Source organism: Aeromicrobium phragmitis (assembly GCF_003674095.1).
Lineage (GTDB): Bacteria > Actinomycetota > Actinomycetes > Propionibacteriales > Nocardioidaceae > Aeromicrobium > Aeromicrobium phragmitis.
In genome coordinates this window covers 1-384 of record NZ_RDBF01000147.1, presented here as the reverse complement: position 1 = coordinate 384, position 384 = coordinate 1, and the positions used below count along the sequence as shown (strand labels likewise).

General features: G+C 65.4%; 1 protein-coding gene. It reads left to right on the top strand.

Translation table 11 applies throughout. From position 1 onward, the window contains the following. Positions 1 to 45: 45 nt before the first annotated feature. Positions 46 to 348 (top strand): helix-turn-helix domain-containing protein, encoded by a 303-nt coding sequence (locus D9V41_RS16700; protein ID WP_121795628.1) that lies wholly within the window; start codon positions 46 to 48, stop codon positions 346 to 348. The last annotated feature ends 36 nt before the right edge of the window (positions 349 to 384 follow it).

Here is a 384-nt window from a genome sequence, read left to right as displayed (position 1 = left end):
CTTGGGTACACAGCAGCAGTCGGACGTCCTGGCGGGGTTGGAGAGATGGCGAAGAAGCGACCGCCGGTGGCCTGGGATGCCTTCGCACGCGACCTCGGCGCGAACATTCAGCGGCTTCGTCTGGAGCGTGGGCTCACGCAGGAGCAGCTGGCCTATACGTCGGGGCTGAGCCGCTACACGTTCCAGAAGTTTGAGAAGGGCGAGTCGATGCCCGGGACGCCGGCGAACCCATCGCTGGCGAACATCATGGCGATCGCTCAAGTGCTGGGTGTCACGCTCGACGAGCTGGTGCCGCGTCCCTGGCCAGATCTGCGTGCGGACCAGGTGCCGCGATTCGACACCGATTAGCGCCGAAGAAGTCGCCCGAGGACGTGGTGGAGATGG

What these genes read in the sequence shown, in the direction of transcription:
- D9V41_RS16700 (WP_121795628.1), top strand. Translation starts at nt 46, where the DNA reads ATGGCGAAGAAGCGACCGCCGGTGGCCTGGGATGCCTTCGCACGCGAC.